Below are 24,649 nucleotides of genomic sequence, written 5' to 3' on the forward strand. Positions count from 1 at the left end.
TTAAGGGCGACCTTAATTCAATTAATTAATCAATAAATAAACTTGGAGTATTTTATGGATCAAAATAATGAAAATGCCTCAAAACCAGTAAGTGACAAGCTTTCTACAGAAAATCATAATGTTGCTGGTGGCGCTGAGCTAACTAAAGAGGCAGATTCAGATAAAGGTCTTGGTTTTGCGCCTGGTGACAATGGTGATGATAAGAACAAGAACGGTAAGCCTTCTGACAAGAAAGACAAAAAAGCTGTAGATAAGAAAGATAAGAAAATGAATGTTTTCGTTTACTGGCTTATCTCTATTCTTACTTTTGGTCTTTGGAATAGATTCCGCCCTCGTAAAGGTGGATGGAAGGGTAGCTGGCTTGTTACCGTTATCATGCTAACGCTTCTTTCTGGTGCGTTGATCACAGAGCGCTTCTTCAAGGCTGAGTTTAACCAAGCTGCTCGTGAGCAACTACAGCTAGAAGTTGATGTTCTTCCAGAAGTTCTGCCTTTTGAAGAAGGTAAAGTTTCTACAAAAGCTGAACTGGAAGCAGTAAAAGCTGAATATGATGCTCTAATCAAAGATAAAGATGCTGAAATCCAAAGGCTACAAGATAAGCTGAAGAACTCTACTAATAGTATTGGTAAAGAGTTTGGTAAGCTGAAAGAGACAATTGCTTTGAAAGACAAACTAATCGCAGAGCAGAAGCTAAAAATTGCTGAGCTTGAAGATCGTCTTGATGCGGAAGCTACAGTGAGTAACATTACAAGAACATCAATCTTGAAAAGTGAATCTTCAGAAGCCACTGCTTTTGAAAGCGCTCCTTTAACTGTAGAAAATGTAGGTCGTGGTGATGTAGCTCCATTGCTTACAATCGAATTCAGCGTGAAATCTCTATCAGAAGCAAGCAAAGAAGTTGGTTGTGAAACTAAGTACTCTGCGGAGCGTAGCCAAGATGTATTCAATAAGGAATATGCTGGAAGCTATGTGAAATGGTCTGGTAAAGTTGTCGATGTAAACAAAGATTACGTCGAAATCCAAGCTGGTGATGAAGCTAAAGCTAAAGTCTTCTTTAAGACGAAAGGCGCAGGCTACTACATGGTGAAAGGTGAAGAAATCACTATGGTTGGTACAGTTACTAGCAAAGCTTCATGCGATGCTCCATTCGTGGTAACAGAAGCAGTACAGAAGAAGTAAACTTCTGCTATTGGGCTAGCCAAGCTAGCCCTAATTTAGACCGTTATCTAGAATGTTTTTGATTTGTTGAACAGTTAGAGCGCACACAAAAATAAACATAAAGTGTATGTTTTTGTGTGCGTTTTATTTGCTCAAAAAGGCACATTTAATATATTAGATAAAAAATATTAAATAACACATTGTTGATCTATCTCAATTTCAGGTGATATAATATCAACATGTAGTATCCCAATTAATAAAAATAAACCATATATAGTGATAATCATGGACATTAAAGTAACTAAAAGAAACGGCAAACTAGAACAAGGCAACATTGACAAGATCCACCGCATGGTAACTTGGGCTGCTGAAGATCTAGAAGGCGTTTCAGTCAGCCAAGTAGAAATGAGAGCAAGAATTCAGTTTTCTGATGGTATGAAAACATCAGATATTCATGAAACCTTGATCAAGTCAGCAGCGGATCTGATTTCAGAGACGAACCCAAATTATGCAATTCTTGCAGCGCGTATGGCTATCTTCCATATCCGCAAAAAAGCATATGGTGAGTTTAATCCACCACACCTTTATGATCATGTAGTTAAGCTTGTTGGAATGGGTAAGTATGACAAGCATATTCTTGAGGATTACACTCGTGAAGAATTGAACGAATTGAATGATTATATCGATCATAATCGTGATATGGATTTTGCATATGCTGCTGTAAAACAACTAGAGAATAAATACTTGGTTCAGAACCGTGTTTCTGGTGAAATTTACGAAAGCCCTCAATTCCTGTACATGCTTGTTGCTGCTTGCTTGTTCTCAAAATACAAGCCTAAAAAACGTATGCGCTATGTTAAGCGTTTTTATGATGCATCATCAAAATTCAAAATCTCGTTACCGACTCCTATTATGTCTGGCGTTCGTACACCTACACGTCAATTTAGCTCATGTGTACTAATTGAATCAGATGATAGTCTAGATTCTATCAATGCAACTGCTAGCTCAATCGTTCGTTACGTTTCTCAACGTGCAGGTATCGGCATTAACGCTGGACGTATCCGTGCTCTTGGTTCTGAGATTCGCGGTGGTGAAGCATTCCACACGGGTGTCATTCCTTTCTTAAAATACTTCCAAACGGCTGTTAAATGCTGTTCTCAGGGCGGTGTACGTGGTGGTGCTGCAACAGTATTTTATCCTTTATGGCATGGTGAAGCGCGTTCACTATTGGTATTGAAAAATAACCGTGGTGTTGAAGAAAACCGTGTTCGTCATATGGACTATGGTGTTCAGCTAAACAGATTGATGTATCAGCGTTTGGTGAATGGTGGAAACATATCTCTATTTTCTCCATCTGATGTACCAGGATTGTACGAAGCATTTTTCGCAGACCAAGATGAGTTTGAGAGACTTTATGTTCAGTATGAAAACGATCCGAAGATCAAAAAAGAGACTGTTAAAGCTCTTGAGATGTTTACTCTCTTAATGCAAGAACGAGCATCAACAGGTCGAATCTACATTCAGAACGTTGACCACTGCAATACTCACAGTCCGTTTGATCCGTCTGTAGCTCCTATACGCCAATCAAACCTTTGTCTTGAAATTGCACTGCCAACTAAGCCTTTAAATAATGTTGAAAGTGAAGACGGTGAGATTGCTCTTTGTACTCTATCAGCTTTCAACCTTGGTGCAATTTCTGATCTTAGTGAGCTTGATGAGCTTTCTGATCTTGTCGTTCGCGCTCTGGATGCTCTATTGGATTATCAAGATTACCCATTGCCAGCGGCACGAATTTCTACAATGAAGAGACGTTCTCTTGGTGTTGGTGTTATCAACTACGCATACTATTTAGCTAAGAATGGTGTTAAGTACTCAGACGGTAGTGCAAATGATCTGACTCATAAGACATTTGAAGCAATCCAATACTACTTACTAAAAGCTTCAATGAACTTGGCTAAAGAGTTTGGTGCTTGTTCTGGATTCAATGAGACACGTTACAGTCAAGGAATCTTACCAATTGACACTTACAAGTCTGATTTGGATGCTGTATGTAAAACTCCATTGCAACTAGATTGGGAAGAACTTCGTAAAGAGATTCAGGCTAATGGGTTAAGAAACTCAACTTTAACAGCTCTTATGCCTTCAGAGACAAGTTCTCAAATTTCAAATGCGACAAATGGTATTGAGCCACCTAGAGGCTACGTATCTGTTAAAGCATCGAAAGACGGTATTTTAAAGCAAGTTGTTCCTGGTATTAAGGAATACAAAGAGAACTATGAACTGCTATGGAATATTGGCGACAATTCAGGCTATTTAACTTTAGTCGGCATCATGCAGAAATTCGTGGATCAGGCAATTAGTGCAAATACGAACTATGACCCATCTAGATACGAATCTTCTAAAGTACCAATGAAAAAGCTGCTTCAAGATTTGTTAATGGCATATAAGCTTGGTGTTAAAACACTTTATTACCATAACACTCGTGATGGTGCTAAAGATAACCAAGATGATATTGTTCAAGAAGATGACTCGTGTTCAGGTGGCGGTTGCAAGATCTAGGAAATTGACTTAGATCTTTAACCAAATAAATAAATAAAGGCTCACCGATTGGTGAGCCATAATCGACTTTAATAAATCGTGAGAATAAAAAATGGCATATACTACTTTTAACACTAAAAAGAATGACCAGTTATTAGAGCCAATGTTCTTTGGTAATAATGTAAACGTTGCTAGATACGACCAGCAAAAGTATGAAATCTTCGATAAATTAATTGAAAAACAATTGAGTTTTTTTTGGAGACCTGAAGAAGTTGATGTTTCTCAGGATCGAATCGATTTTAATAAGCTTCCAGAGCATGAGAAGCATATCTTTATTTCGAATTTGAAGTATCAGACATTACTAGATTCAATTCAAGGTAGAAGTCCTAACGTAGCTTTATTACCTATTGTGTCTATTCCTGAATTAGAGACATGGTTAGAAACTTGGTCTTTTAGTGAAACAATTCATTCAAGAAGCTACACGCACATTATTCGTAATATTGTTAACAACCCATCAGTTGTTTTTGATGACGTGGTAGAAAACGAACATATTTTGAAACGTGCAAAAGATATAGCTTATTATTATGATGACTTAATCCAATACACGAATATGTATCATATGTTCGGTAGTGGAGAGCACACTATTAATGGTGAAAAAGTTGAAGTTTCATTAAGAGAATTAAAGAAGAAGCTATACATCTGTTTAATGTCAGTAAACGCACTAGAGGCCATTCGTTTTTATGTAAGCTTTGCTTGCTCATTTGCATTCGCTGAACGCGAATTAATGGAAGGTAATGCAAAAATCATCAAGCTAATTGCTCGTGATGAATCTCTGCACCTTACTGGTACTCAGCATATGATTAATCTTCTGCGTAACGGCACAGATGATTTGGAAATGCTTGAGATCGCAGAAGAATGTAAGGATGTTTGCTTCAAACTGTTTAAAGACGCGGCTGAACAAGAAAAAGAGTGGGCTGATTACCTATTCAAAGATGGTTCAATGATCGGGCTTAATAAAGAAATCCTATGTCAGTATGTCGAGTACATTACTAACCTGCGAATGAAGGCTGTAGGTCTTGATGCTCCTTATCCAAATGCAACGGCGAACCCCATTCCTTGGATTAACGCATGGATTAGCTCTGATAACGTCCAAGTTGCGCCTCAGGAAGCGGAGATTTCCTCATATCTTGTAGGTCAAATTGACAACGATGTTTCAAGTGAAGACTTGCAAGGTTTTGAGCTTTAATGTACTGAAAAGGCTGGTTTTCCAGCCTTTTTTATTTTTACTGAATGAATTTAAATCCCTTAAATTTTACACCACTAAGACTTAGTGTCTAAGTTCTAGTGTCTAGCTATTAGAGCGTGTATACTTGCATTGTGCTATTTTGGATAGGTTCACAATAAAGCGAGGTGTCTATGCTCAGATATACAGATTTCTTTTCTCGAAAAATCGCAAAAAACAAAGCCTTTTTTGATAGGTTTGAAGAGCGTAGGTCATTAATGACAGAGCTTTCATCCTCATCATCGGTTTGGCTGTCTGGTGAGAGAAGAGTAGGAAAGACCTCAATGGCAATACATGTCTGTTCCGACATTGCTTCTAACCCTTCTAAATTCGGTATCGATAAATTCGTTTGGAGCGATTGTGATATCTCATCCTGTCCAACGATTGATGCAGTCAAAAGAAAAGTGCTTCATTCAATTGCTGAAGCTGCTAGTGAGCTTACGGACGGGAAAGAAGATGGTAAGAATTACATTAAGAACCTCTTCTCAAGATTCGATCCTGAATTTTCTCTGGGTGGAAGAGATCTTGCAAAAGTCACATTGAAGTTAAAGGCTCCAGTAGTGATGGATAGTCCATTAGAGGAAGCTTTGCTATCTCTAGATCAATTAGCTTCAAAGTGTAATGCCAGGGTAGCGTTGATTATTGATGAGTTTCAAACTCTATCTGAAATCAACCTAAGCGATGGTGAGAAGGTAGAGTGGGATATTCGTGGGGGATTGCAGCGTTCCGAGCGTGTTTCAATGATTTTTGCAGGCTCTAAGCGCAGAATGATGAGTGATGTATTCATGAGTCGGAATAGAGGTCTTTACGGAATGTGTAGAAGAATTAGCGTATTCGAACTCCCTGAAGATGAATGCTTAGAACACCTTAAGGTAGCCGCTAAAGACTGTGGATACACATATGATGAGGATGCTTTACCATTTATAGCGAAAATTACATCGGGTCATCCGAGGGATTTTTCTCATTTGTCTTTGCAGGTTTTCGAGAATGCAACATTCTATGCTGAAAATACGAAACATATTACTCGCTCTTTGGTAGAAGAATCTTGGCTGCAATATGTTAAGTGTGTTGTTATTGATGAAGTTGAGTCAATTTTAAAAGAGAAGCTAAATGCTAACAAAAGGGCAGAAGTAGCAACTCTACAGGCAATTGCGCATACTAGACCTAAAAGTGTGAGATCTGCTGATTTCTGTGTGTTAACAGGTCTTACAGCAACCCCAATCTATGGCGCTGTGAAAAATCTTGATGAGCAAGGCTTAATTAGAAAAAACAGTAAAGAACAATGGTGTCTATGTGAACCATCTTACGAGACTGCCTTGAAAATCATATCAGAACATCATTTTGATCATGATATGATTGCAAAGGTAAGGAAAGCAAACGAAGTTTAACAAGTAACCTTCATTGATGTGATTCAATGAAGGTCACTTCAACGAGGAATTTTATGTTTAACTTAGAAAATTGGACGGATATTGATGGTGCTCAGCATTATATTGGTAGAGCACTAGGTATTATAAAAGAAGAGGACAGCTTCTCAAAAGATGTGAAGTGGGTTTATTGGGGTAATAATGATATTGGTACGATGCTATGGTTCTTTCTCGAATACATGGTAGAGGTTGGATACCTTCTTAAAAATGAAGAAGATCAATTCAAATTGAATCCAAACTTTGATTTGTCATCTTATGCTACCAATAAGCGCGGTATCTTAAATTTTGATGTTGATAAAGAAAGTGGCGTAACGACTTTTCATATCCCAATACAAAAGTAAGCCCAATTTAACATTGGGCTTTTTTATTTTTTAGTAAATGAAGCAGTAAAATCACCTGAATCACGGACATAGGATTCATCATCTTCAACAGATCTGTATAGAACTCCTGAAAGAAAACCGCCTTCTATGAATATCCATAATTCGGTGATGAAAGAATACATTCCATTGGATTTTGTATGAAACCACTTCTGGCAATCTTCATGCTTAATGCTTAAACAATGTTCTTGTACGACAATGGTGCTATCTTTTTTGAAGCTAAACTCAGTATTGAAGTCGCTGGCTAAGTAACATTCAACTCTTTTGCAGTCTGTATCACAAACCAAAAATGCCTTTTCCCAACCAGAATAAGTTCGAAGTTTCAGCTCCTTTAAAATTAGGAACTCAGTTTTTCTAGTGTTACTTGTGATAATAGGGCTTATGATTTTCATCTTTATTTTCTCAAAAAAAAGGTGTCACGAATGACACCTTATTTACTAGTAATCAATTACTTTGATGCGATTTTGAAACCGCGCTGGATTAGATCTTCAAGTCGAGTGTTTGGCTCTGATTTGCCAATCGCCTCGAATTGGAACTCGCCATTAACGCGAGAGAAGTTACCTAGAACTACCGCTTGCGCGTTGTTAAGATCTTCATTGTTCTTGATGTTGAATGTCGCGATAACATTATCTACGCGAGTAGGAGTTCCTTCGTAAATGCGAATCTCTAGGTGTGGAAGCTCACCGAAGTTCTTAAGTTCACGGCGGAAGTCATTTAGAACTACAGGAATATGGCTTACATTCGCGCTTACACGAGAGAAATCGATTTCGATAACTTCGTTGTCAATACCGTCATTTACAACGTCACCTTCCAAATCATCGCCGCTATGATGAAGACCTGGTTCGTCATGGTTGTAGTAACAAACAGGGCTGTGAACAGGGCTACCAGAAGCATCAAGAAGACCAGCAGAGATATCTAGGTCTACAGGAGTAGGCTTCATTTCAGTGCGGCTACCAAAACCCAAGAATCCACCTACGTTTTGCTCGCGCAAAACTTGACCCCAGTTTACACCCACACATACGCGAGATAGACCAGGCTTGTGTTTAGATAGATTGATTACTTGTTTCTTTTGTAGATTAATTACTTGAGACATATATTTTTCCTAAATTTAGTATTTAATTTATTTACTAATTAATTTATTTGTTAATTAATTGGTGTTGCTGTTATCTTGGTTTAGACATTTCAATACATTAAAGTATTGGTTGTGGACATCATCAAGATAAGTATTTTCTAGAGAAATTTTAGATTCTTTAACAGTCCAATCATTTTCACCAAAATTTATTTTTAAAGGTGAGAATGCAGAGCTTTCTGTAAATCCGTCAACTTCTAATAGATTGAGAGCGAATAATACATCATCAGAGCTATCATCTTTGATGCATAGATCACAATTTTCAAGTTCGCTAAACAATTCTTTTATATCATTATTTGTAATTACTACAAATGAAGATTTCACATTAATAGGAAGTTTTGATGGTGAGAAAGAAATACGTTCGGTACTCAGACCACAATCATTCTGTACATCCCCTTTTGAATCGCCATGATAATTTACACCAATACTTCCCTCATGACCAAAATAGACTTTCTGCATTGCACGTTCATTTAGACCGTTAACAAAACCGACTGATAAGTCTAGATCGATCTCTTTACCATTTTTTCCAGACTAGATTAGTAAGATCGAAAAGCTTTTTTGTGATTCATTTATTTTATTTGTAAGGGTATCCATTTTTAACCCTTTTAATAATTGCTTGAAAGCGAAACAATCCTATGTGACCAATTGATATGACAAGTCTTTTCCATCATTTGACCGTCATGGATATAAACAGCGTTAGATTCAGTGATAACGCCTTTTGCTTTGCTAACATTTTGTTTCGCATATTCACCAATGTGCTGCTCAATGATAGTTGCTTGAGAAGGATGAATTGCAGTTTTAGCAAAGAAGCCGTAACTCATATCGTACTCTAGCTCTCGCTGAAGAGTGATTCTATCGTCAATGATATCAAACACAGGAGATGCAATTTCAAAACCTGAGGTTTTAAATCCGAGCACAATCTTTTCAATGATAATTCGAAGTGGAGTCTCGTAAATTGTCACTTTAGGGTGACGCTTTAAGCCTAACTCATTAAACAGGTCATTACCACCAATGCGAATACAGATAATCTCTGTTTTTTCGAAAGATTTAAAGATTGATTTTAGTTGTTCAATCTTGGAGGTTTTTGTCATTTCAATACTTTCAATAGTAGGCATCACACCAAATGACATTCCGCAGTTTTCCAAGATCTCACGGTAGATAATTGAACTATCAATTGTGCATTTTGGAAGTACAAACCCGTCAATCTTTTCAACGCCTTCCATTTTAAGGATGCGTTTTAGAACTGTTGAGTTGCGAGGTCGAATGAAGCGCAATTTTTTGATTTTCGACTTATCAACAGTCTTTTTAAGTGCTGCTTCTAAGTTCTCAAGCGCTTCCTCTAATCGCTCTTCTGAAACTGCATCTTCAGTATCAACAATCATTGATTTTGATTCGCTTTTTAAACCATCAAGTTCTTTTAGAAGGTTTTTGTTTGTTGCTGGCGTGTATAGGCTAGCGCCTAATTGAAAGTATTTATTGCTCATTTTAATTTAGTCCGTAACTTTTTTGATAACAGCGCAAGCTTGGAATGGCATTGCATCATTTTCGATAATTTTAACGTTCGCTTTTTTAGCCATTTGGATTAAGTGACTTACGTCATCGCTTTTGACGTTTTTAAGCATAATAAAGTCAGGTACGCGGCGTAGTAGGATTCGAGTAGCCTCTGCGATACCAGGCTTAATCATATTGATGTGATCAATGCCTTGCTCTGCCATTAGAGTTTCAACAAACTTTTTAGTTTTCTCTTTTCTGATAGTAGGGCATAGGTATGTAGCGTTACCATTTGCAAACTCATAATCGAAGTTTTGTGCAATCTTATCTACAAACCAGTTGCTAATGTCGTGTTCTTCAAGGTGCTTGTACTTAACGCAACCGTGGAAACCGCCCTCAGTTTTATCTGAACAAATTGTTCTTGAAATCAAACCTGAGATTGTTGAATTTAGAATAGACGAAGGAATTGCGTAATCATCCATAGTCGCGCAATATGTCGCTGAACCACCAATATCGCTAATAACAAACAAGTCGTCAGATATCTTGGTCTCATTTGCGGAATTGTATAAATCAACTGATGTTTCCAGCTCTTTAGTAATCACACCTTTAGCTGTCCAGCCATCAACAAAGGCAATAGATTCAGCGTCATACTTATCTGTTAAGTAATCAAGCGCTTTGGTATCGATGCCTTTATCTCGAATGATTGAAACAGAGTAGTGAACTGCTTTAAGACCAAAAAACTCAATTGCTCGCTTCACTAAAACGCCAATTGGAGTGCCAGCTCGCGCAAGAGAAACAACAACAATTGGTTTGTTCTCCATTCCATAATCAGGTCTAGCAATAATCATTTTGCTCGCTAATGACATGATTTCTTTTGCAAGTCGAACTTCGTATTTACCAAGCATCTGATTAAACAAAGCCATGTACTCTTTAGATGGAGCATTTTCTTTGTTAATCATTTCAGAATAGTGAGCTTCTCCAGATTGAATCCTTTTTTCTTTTTCTTCAACAGAAACAAATTCGGTTTCAATTGCTTGCATTAGAAATTGGCAATCTTCTTTCGCATAGCTGCCTAAGATTGGTTTTAAAGTGTTCATCGTTATTCCTTAGATTGCATCAGTTTTTGTTTAGCTTTCTTGTGATTCACATTTTTTAGCGGGAACTAATCGGTATCGCCAAACTTGCTTTTTGTTGACAACTTCCATGCATTTTTCTTTTTCAAGTCCATGCTTTAGAGGGTTAAGCTCCCTTAGTCTTGCTGAAATTGCTGCTTGTGTGTCCCGATCAGGAAATTTTGCATGGATCATATCTTCAATTTCACGAAGAGTATGCCAGCCAGCATTATTAACCATCACAGAAATTACGCGTCCAAACTGAGAATTTACGTTTACTTTCGAAGCATACTCACTGGATTTCCACTGTTCTAAACTCATGATATTTCCAAATTTAATCTTTTATTCTAAATTCAATAATTTATTTATTAATTTAATTTAAAGCACATAGCCTAGATGTTGATATGCTTCCTTTTCTGACTTTGAGCCAGTTTCTGTAATTACGACATTCAGCTTGTTTACATTCAAATTGTAGATGTAGTGCTCTACCAGTCCATTATCATGCATTGGAATTTTGTGACAGCTTGTAATCACCTTGCCATCTACAACAACTGGTGAGCGAGTAGTGGACTGTACAGTGACATTGTAACCAGAAATTTCTAGCTGTGATGCAATTAGGTATGGTAAATACATGTTTTCACCAGTACCGATTATTGAAATCTCTTTTTCAGAACCTTCTGATGCAATAATCTTCTCAATCTTGGTCACATAGTCAGTTGTTACTACATGCTTCATTTGAACGGGTAGGCGTCCCATGTTCCAAGAGCAATCGAGTACAGAAGCACCCTTATGCGCCGATTTAGGCAGTTCCTGTTTGTAGTCAGAGTTTGGTTCAAATTCAAAGCTGCCGTTAAATAGGAAGCTCTGAGTAAGCTCAGGAGCTACCAAACCTTCTTCTTTACAAAACTCAGTTACATCTCGCTTGAATTCGGAGAGCTTAACATCATCAAGCCAGCTTAAAAGAGAAACGATGTTGATTTTTTTGATATTTGGAAGAACCTTCAGATACTCTTTAGCAAGTTGTTTAAGAGTGTTGCCTGTTGTAATTTCATCATCAACCAAAATAAGGTTCTCAACATCAATTAAGCTGTCTAGCATTTCCTGGCTAGGCTTATAGATAATGTGCGAAACCGCATGGGAATGGCTTTCCGAAATCTCAAACCATCTTTCCGCATGTGGAAGAATAGAGCGAGTCGTATGCTGAAAATAAACTTGTTTATTTTCTAAACTGCTTGCTACACCAGCGCCAAGACCTGTGGCTGTTTCTGCCAAGCCCACAACAAATGCTTTTGAATCTGAAGACAGCTCTTTAGAGAATACGGAGTAAACCTTGTTCATTTCTGTAGGTGTCACAGGGATGTGCTTACCTAAAACTTTGCTTACAAACAAAAAACCACGATTTTCATTTTTACGGTTTGCAAATCCAATTAAGTCTTCAATACCATTAAAGTCTTCATGAATGTACGATGGGGTAATCCCAATTTTTCCTGAATCTATTACAACTTTCATTTAATGCTCATTAATTTTGTTTTTGATTTAGTTTATTTAGATATTTGTTAAATTAACAATTTTACTTGCTAACTTAATTAAGCAAGGGTGCTAACACCCTTGCTTTTTATTTTTTAGCTTTAAGTCTAACGACTTACTTTTGACCTTGGAAATTGAATCGCTCTACAAATTCAACAATGCCATTGCGAAGACCTTCACCGATTGTAGTAAAGAACCATTCGTTATTGCGCTTTTCGAAGATGCCGAAAATCATACCAGTGTATTGAGGGTAGTTTTCAGTAAGGTCGTAGACAGCGTGTTCGCGACAACCTTCACTTTCAAGAATGCGCATAAATGCATTGTCAATCATACCGAAGTTTTGACCATTGATCTCAGCATCATTAATGCTTACACCAAGAGTGATCTTCTCACAACGAGGATCAATCTTGTTGAAATCAATTTTTAGCCATTCGTCATCACCTTCACCAGCGCCAGTACGGTTGTCTGGACTAATTTCAATACCACGACATTGGCTGATACGACCAGGAGTATTATAGAAAATGAAATGTTCTGGGCTAATTGCGTTGCCAGCAGCATCTTGCATCATCGCCAATACATCAAGATCAAATTCTTGATCTTGGTGGGCCTGACTTTCGTTCCAACCGATAGCAATGAAAGGGTTAGTCATTGCCTGACCATTTGATTTACGCAAATCAATTGTCTGAGCTTTTCTTAAGTTAATTACTGGAGCATTCATTTTATTTCTCTTAACAAATTATTTATTGATTAATTAATTAATTTTTAAGGGATGGCTAAGCCATCCCATAGAGCAATATTGTTATGCTGTGAATCCAAAGCGGTTTAGGAATTCGTTTAGACCGCCTTTTAGACCTTCGCCTTTAGCTACAAACTTCCATTTGCCATCTTTTTTGTACATCTCAGCAACTAGTACAGCAGTGTACTGGCAGTAATCTTCAGTAAGATCGTATGAAGATTGTGTTTCGCCGCTTTCTTGGTCATCGATACGGATACCACAGTTTTCAATAATGCCGAAGTTTTGGTTACGAGCTTCAGCTTCGAAAATGTTAACTGCAAAGCTGATTCGCTCCACAGCAGGGTTCAGCGCTTCTAGGTCTACTGTTGCCCATTCATCATCTTCACCTTCACGGTCTACACCGTCACGGTTATCTTCACTGATCTTAACAGCGCCACATGCACTTGCTTTTGCTGGGTTGCCGTAGAATACAAAGTTATCTACGCCAAGGTTTTCACCATTTGCGCCGCTAAGCATAACCAATAGGTCTGCATCAAATTTTTCGCCTTCAGATACACGCTCTTTCCAGTTCAGACCCACATGAATTTTTTTCAGTGGAGTGTTGTCTGATTTGCTTAGATCGATGCGTTGACCTTTTGACATGTTAATAACTTGCATAATATTACCTTTTATTTGTTGATTGATTACAAACTTTATTGATATTTAAGAGGAACTTCATTGCCTCATTTGAGATTGAGTTTATATTGAATGATAAAAACTTGTCAACACCAAAAAAGCATAAATAGCTGATTTTTTTACTTTGATAGGATATTTTTTCTAAAATATCTAAAATACCGATTAATTAAACAATTAAAAAAACCCATAACGGGCTTTTTATCTTTAATTTTATTTAAGCGTCAAGGATTAGACGGATACGCTTCAATGTTCTTTCTTCTTCAGGTGAGAAGATTCCGTCTGCATTCGCAATATCCAGAGCCACAGCTAGAATTAAGCTGCTTTCTTCTGTAGAGCCTTTCAACGGATTTAGGGATTCGAATACGTAGATCTCACCCTCATCAAAGTCATTTTCAAAGCACTTAATGTAAGAGTCGAAGCATTCAATGACATCTTTTTGGTCAAATAGCTTTAGGTATTGATGGTTTGACATCAACTCAAGAGTTTTCTGCTTTTCTACTGCATCAACGTGACCGTCTGCAAACGCCATATACGCACAGGAAGCTATGACACCCTCAAGTAGCTTTTTGCTTCTAAGTTTATTGATTTCATCTGTAGCTTCTTGAGCTTTACCTTTTGAAAAGTTGGCGAATCGAGAGAACAGTGAGCGACCTTGATTAAGTACATTTCCGAGGGTTTGTGTAGCTGCCTCTTGACCTTGCTCAATACGGCTAGAAAAGCCAGAATTTGAACGATTTCGACCAAATGATGGTCTTGTTGTAGCTGGTAAGTTTGAACCAGGATTAATTCGTTCAACCTGCCCGTTTTGCGGTGATGGAGTAGGAGCCATATTAAAATGACCACTCTGGTTCTGAGCTACAGGCTGGCTCGATGCCATGCTGATCTGACTATTACCGTTGCTGTTTAGTCCACCGTGGGATTTCATTTTAAGCAATTCTTCAGCAAGGTTGTTGCCTTTATTCATGGTTAGAACTGTATCAATATTGCCACTTACCATGTCTGCAAGGTTTTTAGCTTTCCATGTGCCGTTATGGTTGTAGATTCTGCCAAACATGCAGGCGCTAGCGTTGACAAAATTGGTTTGAATGGAATGTCGAGCACCATTGTCTTGAGTAATGATTAAGGTAGCATCGACAGACTGCGCATCATCGTTAAATGCGTAAAACTCAATTTTCTCGAATGCGGCACCGCAAGGTGGTAGTGAGATTTTGCACTTTTTATCAGTTTCAAATACACATTCATTTGTAGGGATCTGTAGCGCTGAGATTTTTGAGTTCTGATTGCTATCTGTTACAACAGCCATCAATTTTAGCCCGTTATCACGAGAGGTGATTTCAACTGTAACACTAGCACTTGAGATGGCAAAGTTCATGCCTCTTTCTAGGATGTTTATCATCATATACCTTTAGTTTTATTAATTGATTTGGTTTGACTATTTATTTGTCTTAATAAAAGTCTGCGTTATAATATAGGTAATTAAATCAAAATAAAAGCAAGAATTATGAGTAAGACGAAAACAGTGTATATTTGTTCCGATTGTGGTTATGACAGTCCTAGATGGGTTGGTCAGTGCAGAGGCTGCGGAGCGTGGAACACCTTTGCGGAATCGAAGGTAAGTAATAATGTTAATGAGAAGATAAGAAACACTGCTATAAACGCGAAACATAAAGGATACGCTGGTCAAATCAGTGAAGGGATGGTTAGCCTTAGTGAGTTGCAAGGTAAAGAAGCCGCGTTATCTAGATATGATACAGGCATAGCGGGTCTTAACAGGGTTCTAGGTGGGGGTTTAGTAAAAGGCAGTGTTGTTTTGTTATCTGGTAGCCCTGGTGCAGGTAAATCAACAATACTCTTGCAGGCAATAGATTACCTTGCGTCTCAAGTATCTTCAGCTTATTTTACAGGTGAGGAATCAGTAGATCAGATTTCTTCGAGAGCAACTAGATTGCATGTAAAGAATGGCGATAAGGTAAAGTTAAAATCTGAAACTTGTGTTGAAAGGATTATCGAAAACGCTTCTTCAATAGATGCTAAAGTCATCATTGTTGACTCAATTCAAACTATGTACTCGGAAACAAACAATTCCTCACCAGGTTCAACCTCACAGGTAAAAGATTGCGGACATATCCTAACTCAGTACGCGAAAACAAATGACGTTTCTGTACTTGTTATCGGTCACGTTACAAAAGACGGAACGTTAGCGGGTCCAAAGGTTCTTGAACATACTGTTGACTGCACCATCCATTTAGACACGACCACCAGCGATAGATATAGGACAATTAAATCTGCAAAAAACCGTTTTGGTACAGCTAATGAAATGAGCGTATTCATCATGACTGAGTCAGGAATGAAAGACGTTAAAAACCCTAGCGCTATTTTCCTTCAAAGACCAGATGTTCCTACCCCTGGTACAGTTGTGATCCCTTACAAAGAGGGTAATGGTATTATGTTGCTGGAGATCCAAGCTTTGGTCGCAAAAGGAAATCCGCAATATACAAAGAGAGTGTCTGTGGGTTTGGATTCAAATAGAAACTCAATGCTGATGGCTGTACTACACAGTCGCTGCAAAGTAGCTACCTATGATAAAGATACATTCCTTAACGTAGTCGGTGGTATTAAGATAGGCGAAACAGCTTCAGATTTGGCTGTAGTCTTAGCGATCTGTTCAGCAATTGAAAACATAGTCATTCCGCAAGACGTTATCGTTATGGGGGAGGTGGGGCTTGGTGGTGAAATTAGACCAGTTCCGAGTGGTGGAGAGAGACTTAAAGAGTGTCGTAAGCATGACTTCCATAGGGCAATAATTCCAGCTTCAAATATGAAGGGGCTAAAAACAGATATGGAAATTATTCCTGTAAAAACTGTCTCTGAAGCTATAGCCGTACTGAAAAGAATCTCTGTTAGCTGAAAAATGAGAAAAGGGATGGTTTGTTAAATCATTCCTTTTTTATTTGTTAATCTAATTTACAGTTCTTGAGTCAAAGTGTTCTGACATATACCATTCAGTTTTTTTCCATTTACTGTCTAGCTCTACTTCAACCCAATCTCCTTCACCCTCTCTAATTTGAATTTTAGTACCATTTAAAGCACCAAGACAGGCTTCTTCGTGTTTAGGTAGGCAAAGGAATCCAATAGTATAGTCATTATTAGGCGGGTAGGCGTTTGGAGACTTGCTCCAAGTGTAGTTTGATTGGTATTTGAGTAAAATCACCAAATCCATATTGTCGGCTTTTGCCAACAACATGTCGTATTTTTTATGTTTAGCCATCGATTTAACCCTAAAAAATAAACTTTTATATTTTAATAGACATAAAAAACGAGGCAATAGCCTCGTTTTTTTCATTATTCAAATTAGAATTTGAATTTAGTTTGTACGAAGAATTGACTTTCGTTTTCTTCACCGTACAGAGATTGATCATTGCTATCGTAAGCTTCGAATTTGTAGCCAACACCAACAGCGAATGTGTCAGTTACAGCGTAATCCATGTCTGCACCTACGTAGTAAGTGTTGTCTAGATCAGTGTAAGCCTTGCTACCTACGAACGCAGAGTATTGGATCGGAGCTTTCTGAGAAAGGTCGCCTTTAACACCCACTTCTAGGCTTGCGTAGTCGTCAGATTGTTTGCCAACTTTACCAGCATCATCTTCAACACCATCTAGAACTACGTGACCAACACCCACTTCACCGTATAGGTTGTGAGTTGCGCTCAGAGCGTGAAGAGCACCAACTTTAGCGCTGAAGTCTTGAGCAGTTACATCTGCGTGATCTACATGCTCTAGAGCTTGTACATTAGCGCCAACGTAAACGCTTTCAGTGATGCTTTTCTCAACACCTACAGTGATACCCTGGAAATCTTCTACATCAGTGAAGCCAGCAGAAACGTTATCAACAGAAGCAGCAGAAGCAACGCCAGAGATAGTCAGTGCAGCAAGTGCGATCAGAGTCTTTTTCATAGTTAAATTCCTTTAGTTATTTAAAGATATTTTTTGGTTTGTTTATTAATAGAGAGCAACATTTGCCTCAATAGTTCTTACAATAAGTGTTTTTTTATGAATTGTCAAAAAGAATTTCACTAAAATTAGTAGCTTAATTGAACTTTTTTGCGTTACATGACTATAGGTGTCAAATCAACTGATAAAGGCTTTTATTACAAAAGAATTGCATTAAATGACTGAATCTTATACAATTGATTGCTTTATCAGCAACAATTTTTAATTATTTAGTCGGAAATATCCTATCATCATAGAATATATGAATATTTTTGTTTTTATATTTAGCCAAAAAAATTGACTCTGTTGTTGTTTTATGTATACTGTGTGCGGTGATGTAATTAATTGGAATAGATGATGAAGAGCTTTTTTGACGGAGACAGAATAAAGTGGATACGGTTTCTCATAGTATTTGAGTTGCTGTACATCTTGTCTGAATTCGCTCTGAATGCTGCAATTCTGAACGCGGGTGGTGGTTTAGTTGTAACCCAGCATGGGATTGATAACCTAGAAAAGTATGGTCGCCTATTAAGCGGCGTAGGTTTGTCATTGCTTGTGTTCGGCTTCTTGGGTACTAAGTATTCTTTTAGAACAAGAGTGTTCAACTTCATCTTAACCCTTGTTGTTTGCATTCCGCTTATGCATAAAGCGCAGTCTCTACTTATAGATGACTTAATTGTTGGTAATGCAACTGATGAAACCAAGTCGAGAGCAGAACTGTTCGTAACATATAAAGAGGGATTGATATCTGGCGATTTTGGTCTTGGTAAAGAAGTTCCGATTAATCGAGATAACCCGACAAGCGCTGAAGAGCTAGCGCTTTTTTCAATGTATTCATTGATGATGTTCGACTCAACTAGAACAGAGGGGTTGCTGACACAGGATCTTAACTCTTGGGTGAGTGATATCGTCAAGATCAGAAACTCAATGAAAACTGACCTTCTTTATGATGGCTACCTTCAGGTGTCTAAAGAGGTCGATTCCCAATGGAAGAAGTACAACTCTGGTCAAAAGGCACTTGACCCGAATGCTCAGTGGGAAAAAATATATAGTAAGTCTTCGAAAGAGTACGCTAACTATAAGCACAAGCGAGATGTTGAGTTTCCTGAATACGTAGAAACGCAAATCAGAAAGAACAATATTCACGATTTGCTTTACGATCAGTATGAGAAAGCATTCTCAAATGGTTGTGGCACTAACTGCCGTAGAAAAGCCCTTGGTAAAGTTGAGGCCATCATGGAACAAGCCACGGGTTCAAAGTCTAATTGGCAAAAATGGTGTGATGGAAACAAATGTCCAGGTGATGAAAAGTTCTTGGCAAAACAAGCTGTGCCATTGATGGATGGGATGTTTAGCTACATGTCTGGACTGAATCCAGATATAAACTCAGTGTCCCAATTCATGAATGAGCCAACGGTTGCGATGAGCATACGCTCTGAGCTTGCAGATAAAGGTGTTCATCTGCCATATGGCATGACAATGAACAAAGCTAACTTTATAAGAGAGTTCAATAAAGCAACTGGAGGTGCATCGGGAACCAAGACTAAGGCACAGTTCGTTGCTCTGAACGAAGTTCAGTCAGGATTTAAGAAGCTGCTAGGCAGTGCTTATAGTGGTTCAGTGCCATTGGGCTTGTCTAAGTCACAGTTTGAGCGTAAATATGTCAATGGAAATCTTGCATCGGAAGTGAGAGCAGAAGTTTCTAAGCTGAAAAATAGTAAGAGAGACTTTGCGCCAGGTGGAAATCGTGTAGAAGAAGGTAACGGTTATCTGAAAATGATAATAGTGCCACCAATTGCACTGTTCTTTAGCCTATTCTTTTCACTGTTTGCGCTTGCAAGATTACCGCTTCGCTTGCTTGAAATTAGCCAAATCAAGAACGGTGCAAATTGGAAAGTAAAACTGAAGCAATACATGACCATGCTTGATCTTATTGTGATACTGTCATACCCAGTATTGAGATCTAATAGTAAGTTCACTAGTTCGTCTGTTATTGAGCGCTTTGAGCTTATGAGAGGTGAAAAGCTGGAGATTCAGCAAGTGCTCGGGTACAAATGGGTTCTTGGGGTGGAGCCAGTCATATATCCGATAGGCATGAAGCTACTTAATACATTTGATCTGAACAACATAGACCATCCAATGTACAAGTAATTAAAAGCCCGCTTTGAGCGGGCTTTTTTATATGCAGAGGAAGGCTACTTAGACTTTTCTAAAGTCAGCTCTTTTTCTTGAGTGTTAGCTTTTGACAACTGACTAGCAATCCATTTATCAGATGCTTTTGCTGGCTCACTATTCTCTTCTAAGTGCTGTTTGCAAATAAGAGCCTGAATTGACATGCTCTTTTCTGAATTCCACAAGTCACTATTTGCGAAATCCCAATCAAGTTCAGGGTCTACTTTCTTGGTAGGTAAGTCAACGTATAGGTATTCAATATCGCAAGTAGAAGGTGAAATTCCAAAGTCATTACTTAGTGATTCAAGAACACTTTCAGAGCCGCACACTTGCAATTTAGTGCTGTTCTCCAAAAAGTTTGATTTACCGCAAGACACTTCCTTGCCAAACTTTTCATTAAGAGCTTTGGAAACCGCATATACATCGATATCGCTATCTTTTTCAAATACAAACTCAGAGTCGAAGTAGATAATCCCTTCATCCACCAGCTTGTCGAGAGTTATTGCGAGTAGATGACTTTTATCGAAACCAATATCATTCGAGCTGGTTTTCATTTTATCTACTTTAGCAAAAAAATCATTAAATGATTCTTCAACACCAAAAGGTTTAGATGCTTCTAAATCGCGGGGATATGTAAGTGATTCAGATTTTATAGTATTCAATTTTTTTAAGATTTTATCAGCCACATGGCTTTCTTTAAACTTCTTCACTCTCATCTCGGCACGTTCTTTTAGTAAAAGGGCTAAAGTGCAAAGTTTAGTCGCTGTTGTTTTTGAGGTTAGGTCACTAGATTTCATGTTATTACCTTTTTATTGTTTTAATTATTTTATCACTATAAAACCAGTTGTGTAAAATATAAACAAAAAAACCTCACTACAAGTAGGGAGGTTTTACTGAATATATAAAATGTAAAGTTTAGGCAGCAATCAGCAAATCCTTTCTTTCAGCTCGTAGGACATTTTTATAAAAGGTCATAGCGGTTTGGGAGTCGATATTAATTTTGGAGCAGTAATGCTCAAACTTATCCCATTCCGCACGTTCTATGGCGCATATAATAGCTAAGAAAGGGTAGTACCTACCTGACTTCGAAACTAAAGCATCTTTAACAGCATCATTAACGGGTAAGCTGTCCATAACAGTGGACATCTCCTTATCCAGCAAAGCATCTAGAGTTGATAGTAGACCCATAAGGAACACTTCTTCTCTTTCTCTTTTATATGGAGTTAAAGTTGCAATTTGCTCGAAGAATCGAGATCTTGTAAGAGCCATTTTAACCAATTCAGCAGGTTTGTTTTTACCTAACTTGCCTATTGCCAACAAACAAACATAGCGCCTCACATGCTGCTCACCGAGATAAACTAGAGCTTGTTTTACACTCTTAATTTCAGGTTTCTTATTGCTTTGTCTGCGGGTATTTACCAGCTTTAACGTTTGATACGTAAGGGTAGATTCTTGTTCGAAAAGTTTAGAAATTCGGTCAAAATTAATAACATTCCTCGTTGCTTCTCTGTAAATCTGCATGATCAAACTGTTAGAAATTTCAGCTTCGTTTCCAGATATTATTTCTGGCTTAGAGAAAAAGTACCCTTGGAAGTATTGGAATCCAGCTTTTCTGCATTCTTGGTATTCTTCGTAGGTTTCCACCTTTTCAGCAAGAATCTTTACTTTTTGAGATTTTAACTTTTCCAAAACGTGAGGGATCGTATCCAAAGGAGTAGCCTGGATATCAATCTTAATAATGGAAACGAAACGTAAAATGTCATCCCATTCAGGGCTGTAGATAAAATCGTCTAAAGCAATTCTATAACCTTTTCGGTGTAGTTCTCGAAGCAAATCCTTGGTCTCTTCATTTGGTTCAACAGACTCAAGGATTTCAATAACAATACGCTTATTCGGTAATAGTGTAGAAACTTTGTTTCTAAGCATTTCGATAGGGAAATTTATAAGGGCTGTTTTACCGTTCACAACCTCATCAAAGTCCATATTTAGAAATGAATTGATCAGAAGTTTCGCAGTGCTCACATCTTGAGGCACATGCATAGGAAACCTGTTCTCTTCACTGTCACGGAATAGCAACTCATAGCCAACAATCTTTCTCGCTCTATCGAGAATTGGCTGTCTGCCCATATAAATTTTCATGTAAATCAATATTATCCATTTAAACTGCGGCTATTTTACATGCACTGCCAATTATGTCAATAACGAGCACCAATTATTTTGCTGTGGCGCAAAAAGTGGTAAGATAGAAGCTAAGTAAATAAATTAAAGAATAAAAAAGATGAAGCCATTCGTAGTTAATTTTACAAATATAAAAAAATGCCAATCTGGAATTCCTTTCAGTTACAGCAGTTCTAAGCTCGTTGATAATCAATTGGTCGCAAATGACGTGGCTTTTGATGAGGAAAACAAAAAGACTGCTGCTCTTTTAGATCTGTCCGTTGAAGAAGAATATTCACTTATTGTTTTTGCGAAAAACAAGAAAGAAGCAAGAGAACAGGTTTCCCAAATGAAGCTCGAAGCGTCAACTGCAAAAACAGTAACTAGCGCATTCGATATTCAGGGGCTAATTGGTACTTATGGAACTGTCACTGAGAAAGAAAAGCTTTCTCCTGATTTCTATGAAAAGATTTCGGGCATGTGTACAGGGAGAGTTGACCTGCATAGTGATAACTACAGGGTTAAAAACTCAGAACACACTTCAACGATCAAAATAACCTCATGTAACGAAATGCCGCTAACTAATGGCAAAAGTAACTCAAAGTTTAAGATTGAACAAGATGGTGTGAGTAAAGAGCGTAGAACATACATGCTTTATTACGAAGGTTTCACAAGAACGGGTGATACGACATCTTTAAGAGGTTTAACGGACAAACCAACGCCAACATCGAAGCCTATATCGTTTCTTGTTGACTGGACTTTCCAGCTCGACTCAAATTACGTAACTGACAACCTTTCAGATAATGAGAGACTTGGAAGCCCTCTGAAATTTGAAATTAAACAGATCGCAACGGCTAAGGGCTGCTCTTCGCCAGATGTACTTTCAGAACATTCTTTAAAGCAGGCAAGAGAGCTTGTATCAAACATGAATGATTATGAAGTGAAGAAGGGCATTGTTCTAAGGGATTACTTGGTCGCGAAGATTGAAAAAAATGACTCACCAGCTAATGAGCTAGCTAAATAAAAAAAGAACACGCGTTTGCGTGTTCATAGTCAAAAGTAGTTTTCTCTGATTAGATGCTGTGTGCATAAAACCAATCTAGCTCTTTGGAACGGAGTTAGGTTGGTTTTTTGGTCAATGCAACCAAGCACTCCATATTTCTGAAAGATAAGCTTAACGGTGCCACCTTTAGTTTTCATCCCCGATAAGCGATTAATAAATTTATCTTTAAGTAGTTTTTGCTCATCTTCCTCAATGAGTTCTTCAATCTGATTCAAAATTCTCTTGTTTCTGTCATAGAGGAATGCAGAGATTACCAATCCACTCAAAACAAATAGTAGCTCTGGTGAGGGTAGTAGCGATTGGGGTGAAAAGTATGAGCCTTTAAGCACCATTATCACAAAGAAAATAACCGATACAGAGAGCCATGTTCTCATTGTTATGGTAGAGGTTTCGTATTTCTTTTGCATACCATTTAGGGCGGATAAGGAAATTTTTGATTTTGTCATTTTTGAATCGCCTTTTTCATATAGGTAATCATGTTTCTTCCAGACTCCTTGGATTTGTATAATCTTCGGTCAGCCATTTCAATAAACTTATCGCCTTCTTTAGATGAAGATTGACCGATTGATACTGTATATGAGATATCACCATATGGAGTGTTACATGTATCTTTTGCTGCTGAGACTCTAATATACCGCATCATTGATAAGTGATGCGCATTATAATCACCGTCAATAATTACACCAAACTCTTCACCCCCGATTCTGAATGGGTGAACTGTCGATGACGAAATTGAATGAAGAATATCGGAGAATGACTTGATCACCATATCCCCAGCCGCATGACCAAAGTTATCATTAATTTTCTTGAAGTGATCGATATCAATAATCGCGAAAGAAAATGGCTTGTTTAAGCTTTTATTCTCTGCCTTCTTGATTTCAAAAGACCTGCGATTTTTTAGTCTTGTTAATGAGTCAGTTTCAGCAAGTTTTTTTGTTTCCAATAGCTGTTTCTTCAAATTCTCTGTTTCAGCAAGCAAGTTGTCAACTTGGGCTTGCTGAGCGATTAAGAGAGATTCGGCTTTATCCTGGTATGTCTTTTGACTGATCGCTTGGGCGTTCAATTGGCTTTCAATGCTTGAAATTAGTCCAATCACCTTGGGATTGTTCAGGGCGCTATCGCTACCTATCTCGTCTTTCAGTGAGGCTGATGAGTTAGTCATATCGCGAATAAAGCTTACTGTATCAGCGATGTGAGAGCTTTCTGCTTCTTTAGCACTCTTTGATTTGGTAATAAGACTAGATACAGCACCTTCAATGTTAGTCATTAATTGACGCTCTCGTTCGGCGCGGTTACGAGCTTCTATGATGGCAAAGTTAACCAGTTGACGCATTACAGAGAATGCGCAATTTCTATTTGCATTTAACTTGTTAAGAAGCCCTAGTCGAACAGGAGAATCTGGATTTCCTTCAAACACTTCATTTACAGCCTTCTCTACATCCTTAACGTCCTTGTCGGACACAGTGGTTTCTTTTGTAAGCGGTGAATTTTCTGAGGTTGAATCATTAACACTTGTTAACTGTCCAATAATCACTACAAGGTCATTTATTACTTCTTCAGAATTGCAGCTACCAGCTTTTATTTTTTTCTTAAGATTTTCAGCGCGAAGCTTACAATCACCACTAGAGTTTTTGAAGTTGGTAACATAAGCGCAGGCATGAAGAAGCCTTTTCACGCATGGGCTTTTAGCTGCCGATGATGTTGAGTCTGTATGAACCATTTGAAGCCTACTGTTAAATTGCATTAGTTATTAAAAACGCTTGAATCAACAATAATTTGTATATTTTTCAGTCAATTCTAGTTTCGTTTGCGCTCATT

Annotated in this window: 24 protein-coding genes; 8 read left to right on the top strand and 16 right to left on the bottom strand. The window is 38.0% G+C overall.

Annotation, left to right across the window (positions count from 1 at the left end; genetic code table 11):
* Nucleotides 1-54 precede the first annotated feature (54 nt).
* The 5 genes from AACT42_RS12495 (at nucleotide 55) to AACT42_RS12515 (ending at nucleotide 6,743) form a co-directional block, all read left to right on the top strand.
* Nucleotides 55-1,179, top strand: a complete 1,125-nt coding sequence (locus AACT42_RS12495; RefSeq protein WP_094134013.1) for a hypothetical protein — start codon at nucleotides 55-57, stop codon at nucleotides 1,177-1,179.
* 264 nt (nucleotides 1,180-1,443) lie between these two features.
* A complete protein-coding gene (gene nrdA, locus AACT42_RS12500) occupies nucleotides 1,444-3,717 on the top strand; it encodes a class 1a ribonucleoside-diphosphate reductase subunit alpha (protein WP_445286092.1) in 2,274 nt (757 codons plus the stop codon).
* Nucleotides 3,718-3,808: 91 nt separating this feature from the next.
* On the top strand, nucleotides 3,809-4,942 hold the full coding sequence (gene nrdB / locus AACT42_RS12505; protein WP_094134012.1) for a class Ia ribonucleoside-diphosphate reductase subunit beta: 1,134 nt from the start codon (nucleotides 3,809-3,811) through the stop codon (nucleotides 4,940-4,942).
* A gap of 170 nt (nucleotides 4,943-5,112) precedes the next feature.
* Nucleotides 5,113-6,366 (top strand): hypothetical protein, encoded by a 1,254-nt coding sequence (locus AACT42_RS12510; RefSeq protein ID WP_141193270.1) that lies wholly within the window; start codon nucleotides 5,113-5,115, stop codon nucleotides 6,364-6,366.
* Nucleotides 6,367-6,419: 53 nt separating this feature from the next.
* Nucleotides 6,420-6,743: a hypothetical protein gene (locus tag AACT42_RS12515; protein ID WP_053318445.1), complete on the top strand. Its 324-nt coding sequence runs from the start codon at nucleotides 6,420-6,422 to the stop codon at nucleotides 6,741-6,743.
* A 23-nt stretch (nucleotides 6,744-6,766) separates the two neighbouring features.
* Here AACT42_RS12515 and AACT42_RS12520 read toward each other — a convergent pair whose 3' ends face one another.
* The 10 genes from AACT42_RS12520 to AACT42_RS12565 all read right to left on the bottom strand — a co-directional run bounded on the left by AACT42_RS12520 (nucleotide 6,767) and on the right by AACT42_RS12565 (nucleotide 14,848).
* Entirely contained in the window at nucleotides 6,767-7,171 is a 405-nt protein-coding gene (locus AACT42_RS12520) for a hypothetical protein (protein ID WP_094134010.1), read from the bottom strand.
* A gap of 56 nt (nucleotides 7,172-7,227) precedes the next feature.
* On the bottom strand, nucleotides 7,228-7,872 hold the full coding sequence (locus tag AACT42_RS12525; RefSeq protein WP_021485646.1) for a TerD family protein: 645 nt from the start codon (nucleotides 7,870-7,872) through the stop codon (nucleotides 7,228-7,230).
* A gap of 54 nt (nucleotides 7,873-7,926) precedes the next feature.
* Nucleotides 7,927-8,367 (bottom strand): hypothetical protein, encoded by a 441-nt coding sequence (locus AACT42_RS12530; protein WP_094182835.1) that lies wholly within the window; start codon nucleotides 8,365-8,367, stop codon nucleotides 7,927-7,929.
* A gap of 146 nt (nucleotides 8,368-8,513) precedes the next feature.
* Nucleotides 8,514-9,392 (bottom strand): aldolase/citrate lyase family protein, encoded by an 879-nt coding sequence (locus AACT42_RS12535; RefSeq protein WP_094134098.1) that lies wholly within the window; start codon nucleotides 9,390-9,392, stop codon nucleotides 8,514-8,516.
* Nucleotides 9,393-9,398: 6 nt separating this feature from the next.
* Nucleotides 9,399-10,496 carry a cysteine protease StiP family protein gene (locus AACT42_RS12540; RefSeq protein ID WP_094134097.1) on the bottom strand — a complete coding sequence of 366 codons (1,098 nt, stop codon included), beginning with the start codon at nucleotides 10,494-10,496 and terminating at the stop codon, nucleotides 9,399-9,401.
* Between the two features lie 30 nt (nucleotides 10,497-10,526).
* On the bottom strand, nucleotides 10,527-10,832 hold the full coding sequence (locus AACT42_RS12545; protein WP_045592983.1) for a hypothetical protein: 306 nt from the start codon (nucleotides 10,830-10,832) through the stop codon (nucleotides 10,527-10,529).
* 57 nt (nucleotides 10,833-10,889) lie between these two features.
* The gene (locus AACT42_RS12550) at nucleotides 10,890-12,020 is read right to left on the bottom strand and encodes a phosphoribosyltransferase domain-containing protein (RefSeq protein WP_094134096.1); all 1,131 of its coding nucleotides are present in this window, start codon (nucleotides 12,018-12,020) and stop codon (nucleotides 10,890-10,892) included.
* 133 nt (nucleotides 12,021-12,153) lie between these two features.
* Entirely contained in the window at nucleotides 12,154-12,756 is a 603-nt protein-coding gene (locus AACT42_RS12555; RefSeq protein ID WP_094134095.1) for a TerD family protein, read from the bottom strand.
* An 81-nt stretch (nucleotides 12,757-12,837) separates the two neighbouring features.
* The gene (locus tag AACT42_RS12560) at nucleotides 12,838-13,431 is read right to left on the bottom strand and encodes a TerD family protein (protein WP_094182836.1); all 594 of its coding nucleotides are present in this window, start codon (nucleotides 13,429-13,431) and stop codon (nucleotides 12,838-12,840) included.
* Between the two features lie 232 nt (nucleotides 13,432-13,663).
* A complete protein-coding gene (locus tag AACT42_RS12565; protein ID WP_094182837.1) occupies nucleotides 13,664-14,848 on the bottom strand; it encodes a TerB family tellurite resistance protein in 1,185 nt (394 codons plus the stop codon).
* A gap of 102 nt (nucleotides 14,849-14,950) precedes the next feature.
* Here AACT42_RS12565 and radA point away from each other — a divergent pair, with 102 nt between their 5' ends.
* Nucleotides 14,951-16,357: a DNA repair protein RadA gene (gene radA / locus AACT42_RS12570; RefSeq protein ID WP_020331360.1), complete on the top strand. Its 1,407-nt coding sequence runs from the start codon at nucleotides 14,951-14,953 to the stop codon at nucleotides 16,355-16,357.
* 51 nt (nucleotides 16,358-16,408) lie between these two features.
* On the opposite strand, the gene AACT42_RS12575 is transcribed toward radA, so the two are convergent.
* A complete protein-coding gene (locus tag AACT42_RS12575; protein ID WP_094182838.1) occupies nucleotides 16,409-16,717 on the bottom strand; it encodes a hypothetical protein in 309 nt (102 codons plus the stop codon).
* A gap of 83 nt (nucleotides 16,718-16,800) precedes the next feature.
* Nucleotides 16,801-17,403 carry a hypothetical protein gene (locus AACT42_RS12580; RefSeq protein WP_094182839.1) on the bottom strand — a complete coding sequence of 201 codons (603 nt, stop codon included), beginning with the start codon at nucleotides 17,401-17,403 and terminating at the stop codon, nucleotides 16,801-16,803.
* Nucleotides 17,404-17,793: 390 nt separating this feature from the next.
* On the opposite strand from AACT42_RS12580, the gene AACT42_RS12585 reads away from it, so the two are divergent.
* Entirely contained in the window at nucleotides 17,794-19,590 is a 1,797-nt protein-coding gene (locus AACT42_RS12585) for a hypothetical protein (protein WP_141193253.1), read from the top strand.
* Between the two features lie 44 nt (nucleotides 19,591-19,634).
* On the opposite strand, the gene AACT42_RS12590 is transcribed toward AACT42_RS12585, so the two are convergent.
* Both AACT42_RS12590 and AACT42_RS12595 read right to left on the bottom strand, forming a co-directional pair.
* Complete coding sequence (locus AACT42_RS12590; protein ID WP_094133703.1) at nucleotides 19,635-20,408, bottom strand: hypothetical protein; 774 nt, start codon at nucleotides 20,406-20,408, stop codon at nucleotides 19,635-19,637.
* Between the two features lie 118 nt (nucleotides 20,409-20,526).
* Nucleotides 20,527-21,750 (bottom strand): EAL and HDOD domain-containing protein, encoded by a 1,224-nt coding sequence (locus tag AACT42_RS12595; RefSeq protein WP_094133553.1) that lies wholly within the window; start codon nucleotides 21,748-21,750, stop codon nucleotides 20,527-20,529.
* Nucleotides 21,751-21,889: 139 nt separating this feature from the next.
* Here AACT42_RS12595 and AACT42_RS12600 point away from each other — a divergent pair, with 139 nt between their 5' ends.
* Complete coding sequence (locus AACT42_RS12600) at nucleotides 21,890-22,792, top strand: hypothetical protein (RefSeq protein WP_045592960.1); 903 nt, start codon at nucleotides 21,890-21,892, stop codon at nucleotides 22,790-22,792.
* A 29-nt stretch (nucleotides 22,793-22,821) separates the two neighbouring features.
* Here AACT42_RS12600 and AACT42_RS12605 read toward each other — a convergent pair whose 3' ends face one another.
* Nucleotides 22,822-23,277, bottom strand: a complete 456-nt coding sequence (locus tag AACT42_RS12605; protein WP_094133554.1) for a hypothetical protein — start codon at nucleotides 23,275-23,277, stop codon at nucleotides 22,822-22,824.
* Nucleotides 23,274-24,551 (bottom strand): GGDEF domain-containing protein, encoded by a 1,278-nt coding sequence (locus tag AACT42_RS12610; RefSeq protein WP_176432221.1) that lies wholly within the window; start codon nucleotides 24,549-24,551, stop codon nucleotides 23,274-23,276. The genes AACT42_RS12605 and AACT42_RS12610 overlap by 4 nt, the downstream gene beginning before the upstream one ends.
* Nucleotides 24,552-24,649: the final 98 nt, after the last annotated feature.

The organism is Vibrio sp. V15_P4S5T153 (assembly GCF_963874485.1).
Taxonomy (GTDB): Bacteria; Pseudomonadota; Gammaproteobacteria; order Enterobacterales; family Vibrionaceae; genus Vibrio; species Vibrio anguillarum.